The sequence below is a fragment of the Arthrobacter sp. Cr_A7 genome (assembly GCF_029222765.1).
Classification (GTDB): domain Bacteria; phylum Actinomycetota; class Actinomycetes; order Actinomycetales; family Micrococcaceae; genus Arthrobacter.
The window spans coordinates 1-652 of the sequence record NZ_JARHXQ010000274.1 but is presented as its reverse complement, the minus strand read 5'-3'; the positions used below and the strand labels follow the sequence as shown (position 1 = coordinate 652).

General features: G+C 69.0%; 2 protein-coding genes. One reads left to right on the top strand and one right to left on the bottom strand.

The genetic code is table 11. From position 1 onward, the window contains the following. Positions 1-351 (top strand): hypothetical protein (locus P2Q66_RS15950; protein WP_275729673.1); only part of this gene is annotated, 351 nt, incomplete at its 5' end. Between the two features lie 94 nt (positions 352-445). Here P2Q66_RS15950 and P2Q66_RS15945 read toward each other — a convergent pair. Continuing rightward, positions 446-652 (bottom strand): hypothetical protein (locus tag P2Q66_RS15945; RefSeq protein ID WP_275729671.1); only part of this gene is annotated, 207 nt, incomplete at its 5' end.

The following is a 652-nucleotide window of genomic DNA, read 5'->3' as shown; positions in this document are numbered from 1 at the left end:
ATGAGCAACGACACCACCGCCCCCAAGGGCATCACCGCCCTGATTTACCGTGACGCCCTGGGCACGGACTTCTCCAACCGGGGAATCTCTTCGCGCGTCATGGAAGTAACCGTCATTGGCGAGGGCATCGACCCGGTTTTCGAGGCCACTAAGGAACGGCCCGCCGTCCGGCTCGTCAAGAACGAGCACTTCCACCGTGAGACTGTGGTCCACGCCGTGCCGGTCGCCGCGGAAGGTGAACCCGCGCCCTGGTACATGTTCGGCGGAACGTTCATCTTCAGCAGTGACGCCCGATTCCGCCGCGCCGCCGGACATTACGGCGCCGTCCCGCTGCACGACCGCCGCGAGTAGGGCCGAGGGTGACCGGTCTTTCGGGGCCGGTCACCGCGGGTGGTCCGCCGTCGTGGCCGGCTTTCGCTGGTGGTCGCCGGCGGCGGACCGCCAATCACGCAGTAACAGGTGCACGGCTGGCGGCCGCCGGCGGCAAGCCCTGGGCGGTGGTGTCGTTGGGTTGTCCGTGGCTTGGGGGAGAGGCAGGCTCGCTGGGCTCGCGCTGGTTTGCGCTGCGCTTCAACCAGTTGATGGGCGTCCGCTGGCGCGGCCGGCTGTTGGGTCCAGTGCCGGCTCCGCAGAGCTCCGCCGTCCCTGGCCC